Here is a 4,163-nt window from a genome sequence, read left to right on the forward strand (position 1 = left end):
GGTAAAAAAAACTTTACAGTAAAAATTTAATGTTTAGAAACCGCTGTTGGCACTGTTGCTCGTTTACCTATAAACACATCTGTCATCAAGACATTTTCTGCATTTTCGTTTGAGAGGGCGTTTTTCGCTTCTTTTATTTCTATATTTTTTAAAGAGATATTCTTGATTTTTTTGTCTGCAAATCCCTGAATTACAATTCCTGATTCTGATGCTTTGTTACAGGTTATATTCGAAAAATATACATTAGATATATCAGATTGAAAACCTTTACCCTCTCCATGATAATTTGACGTAATGTATATGCAGTCTTCTACTTGATCTAATTGAAGATTCTGAACAAAAATATTTTTGATAAAACCGCCTCGATCTGCGTTCGTTTTTAAATAAATACCTCTTTTTAAGTACCCTATTGTTTTACAATTTTCTACAAAAACATTTTGCACACCTGCAGACATTTCGCTTCCAATTACTACTCCATGCAGTCCTTTAAAATTACAGTTTCTAATGACAATGTTTTGGCTTGGAGTCGCGGTATTAGCTCTTCCTTCATGATCTCTTCCTGCTTTTATGGCTACGTTGTCATCTCCGTTATCAAAGTTTACATTTTCAATTAAAACATCTTTAGCGTATTCTGGATCGATTCCGTCATTGTTATGGTTTAGCGATTTGTAGCTAATGCCTCGAACTGTTATGCTTTCTGATTTTAAAAGGTGAAGACACCAAAATGGAGAATTTTCTATTCTGATATTTTCTACTAATATGTTTTTACAATTCAGAAACTGAATCATCTGCGGTCTTAGAAAATAGCCTTCACCAAATTTTCTTTCGTTTAATGGCACATTATTATGATTCATTTCACGGCTTCGATTCTTGCCTTCGTTTTCTTTTGCTTTAAAGGTTTTCCATATCTTTCCGCCTTCTCCATCTATTGTTCCTTCACCTGAAATGGCAATATTTGCACAGTTGTTTGCATAAATAAGCGGACTGTAATTGTAAAGCATTGTTCCTTCCCAGCTTGTTAAAACCATTGGAAGATAGTCTTTGGGATTATCGCTAAACTTAATTGTAGCTCCTTTTTCTATTTTAAGATTTACATTGCTCACAAAATGAATTGGTCCGTTGATTTTATAAATTCCTTTAGGAACTATAATTATTCCTCCATTATTCTTTTTACACAAAGCCATTGCTTTATCAAAAGCCTTTTTATTGTCTGAAACAGAATCTCCTTTTGCTCCTAATTTTACTATATTGATTTGAAAAGAAGGGATTTCTGGAAGCTTTATCCTGTTTACAATAGAATCGACTTTTACTGACGGAAAATTGCTGTTTTGTGCAAAACAAGTACTGGCGATGAGTATTAAGAAAAGGTATTTCATTTTTTTAGGTTCTGAGGTTCTAAGATGCTAAGGTACTGAGGTTTTCTTTTGGGGACGAACTATTTGATTTTAGGTTTAGTAAAGAAGCTTAGTATCTTAGCTCCTCAGAACCTTAGTCCCTTTTTATTAAAAATACCACTTCGCAACTTTATCTTTAAGAATGTTCTCAATAGAATATTGTGCTATTTCTTTCTTGGAAAGCTGATGCGACCATTTTACTCTTTTTGAGGGTTGAAATCCTTCTCCGCTGCAATTGTATTCTGCATAAAAGGCGTTTTTTTCTGCTTCTGGTTTCGACCAATTTTCCCATCCTTCAGGTTTAATTTGTTTTCCCATTTCGCAGTCAATAAAAACTGTTTTGGCATAAATGCGCCACGGTCTTCCTAGATAAACATCTTTTGCTTCTGGATTTGCCGTGAGTTTACAATTTTTAAAAACGAATCCGAAAGGAGTTCCTTCTGGTGTTGAAGCGGCTGTTATATAAGAGCTTTTTATACTGTGAATTGTACAGTTTTCGAACAAAGCTGTTGCTCCTCCAAATATAAAATCGGTAGTTCCTTCTATATAGCAATTTTTAAAATATTGTTTAGCCTCTTTTCCAGATAAGTACAAAGTATCTTGATTTCCTAAAAGGTTGCAGTTGGTAATTTTGACGCGGTTTGCCGCTACAGATAATGCAATTGCTTGTCCGTGCTCACCTGAGGTGTTTTTGATGGTAAGATTTGATGCCGAAAAATCGTCTCCTTCTACCAAAAGAGTGTAGGTATAAAAAGTGCTGTTTCTTCCTAAACCAATTTTAGAAAAATTATCATCATATGTAATAATCGTGTTTTCTTTACTTTCTCCTTGCAAAATAACATTGTTGTTCCATTCTGGAATTCGGACTTTTTCGTTATAAATTCCGTTTTTTACAAAAATTGTCACTTTCTCATACGGAAATGCGGGAGTAGCATAAACAGCATCTTGTATTTTGGTATAATCTCCAGAACCGTCTTGAGCTACTGTAATGTAGTTTAAATTTTTCTTTTCTACTGCTCCTACTTTTGTGCCGTTTTTAACCGCCCATTCTGGATATTTTTTCAAAACTTCTTCTGGTGCATCAGAATACCATGAATAGCCATTTCTTCGCTCTTCTCCAATCTGATCTATAGCTTTCTTTTTGATTCCGTCTCGATCGCAAAAGAATGGTTCATTGGTTTCTAAGTCCATAAATCTTGCCCAAATTGGTTTAGCATTTATGGCAGGAATCATCTTTTTGTCTATAATTTTTCCAGCATCATTAAGAATTCTTTTTTCTTCTAAATTGGTGATTTTCGTTTTTTCAAACCATGCTTGAGCACTTTTAACTGCAGTAACAATTTCTCTAGAAGGCTTATTTATTGACATTAAAAGCAGAGTAATTTTAGCCGATTCGTAACCACTTAAAGATGCTAGTTCAAAAGCTCTTGCGTTTGCAGGAGCCAATGTAACTTCGTCATGCTGTGCGCACCAAGCTGTTAAAACTCCGTTTTGCTTATATTGTGTTTTTAAAATACAGTCGATACCTTTATCAAAAGCTTTTTTGCATTTTTCGACAATTTCTGCTGAAGGTTTTATACTGTAATAATCTGTCTGATCTGCGACTGCTCTTATCACATTCATAATGTTTACCATTGAGTCGTCGTTGTAGGTAATATGCGTATAATAGCCTTTTTTTAACGGATAAAACTGCGGCCATCCACCATTGTCATATTGCGCTTCCAGAAGGTAATTTAATCCTTTTAAGAAAGATTCCTGATAACGCTCGTCTTTGACTTGCGCATACATTCTAGACATAAAAAGCATTTCTTGGCATGTTGCTCCATTGTCTGTAGTGGTTTCTACAGCGGTTTTTTTAAGTGCAATTAAATCTTTTTTCTGTTTTTCTGTAAGTTCTTCCTGCATTTGAATGTTTTTTGGCCATCCTCCAATGTCTCTTTGGTAAAGCAGTACGTTTTCGGCTATTCTTTTTGCATCTGCAGATGCAAACCAAGCAGCATCACTCTTACGAATAATTTCAGGCCATCGTTTGTAAGATGTTTGAGCTTGAAGTCCAATGCTTAAAAATGTAATAAGCAATAAAGCAGTTTTTTTTAATTGCACCATTTTAATCTGTTTTAACCCTTTTATTTTTTGGATGGCTTATTTTCTGCTAAAAGTTAAAAAACAAGCTATTTTTTTATTTTATCGTAAGAAAAATCTTTTAAACCTATATTTAAGACATCTTTTTGTTATCTAATGTCTTTTGATATTGCTTTTTAAAATTCATCCGGTAGAATCAAAATATGAAAGCCGTTTTTTCGAAAAAAAAAATCAAAAAATACGTTTTTTCTATATTTTGCATTTTTACTTCGTGATTCGGAACCAATCTACTTCAACATTCCCGGAATCATTTTTTATTTCTTCGCCTAAAGCAAAAAGTCCGACTTTGGCTCCAATCCATTTTCCTTCTTTTGCTTTAAAATCATTTCCGATTTTTTGATAATTTTTATCGTCTAAACTATAAAAGAAACTGCACATTGCTCCTTTACCAATTTTTACTCTCAAGTAAATCGTATTGCTATCTATTTGTATTGGAGTGGTTTCTTTTTCTGAAACTGTTTTATCAAATGTTCCTGTTTTCTGACTTAGGTATAGTTTTCCTCCATTATTTTTAAAACTTAGAAAGCTATAATCTAAGCCCATTACGATCAAACCTGTCGATTCGCGATTCAATCTCGGATTGAAAGTCAATTTTGTTGTTGCGGTGAATTCTTCTGCCGGAAATTT

General features: G+C 33.6%; 2 protein-coding genes and 1 pseudogene. All 3 read right to left on the bottom strand.

All coding sequences use genetic code 11. From position 1 onward, the window contains the following. Positions 1 to 26 precede the first annotated feature (26 nt). Positions 27 to 1,376 carry a glycoside hydrolase family 28 protein gene (locus B3J44_RS00710; RefSeq protein WP_286964954.1) on the bottom strand — a complete coding sequence of 450 codons (1,350 nt, stop codon included), beginning with the start codon at positions 1,374 to 1,376 and terminating at the stop codon, positions 27 to 29. 126 nt (positions 1,377 to 1,502) lie between these two features. Beyond that, positions 1,503 to 3,500, bottom strand: a complete 1,998-nt coding sequence (pelA, locus tag B3J44_RS00715; protein ID WP_286964956.1) for a pectate lyase — start codon at positions 3,498 to 3,500, stop codon at positions 1,503 to 1,505. 240 nt (positions 3,501 to 3,740) lie between these two features. Then, positions 3,741 to 4,163 (bottom strand): annotated as a pseudogene (locus B3J44_RS00720) (glycoside hydrolase); the annotation flags it as partial.

Origin of the sequence: Flavobacterium sp. UBA4854 (assembly GCF_002399805.1) — a bacterium.
GTDB lineage: Bacteria > Bacteroidota > Bacteroidia > Flavobacteriales > Flavobacteriaceae > Flavobacterium > Flavobacterium ginsengisoli.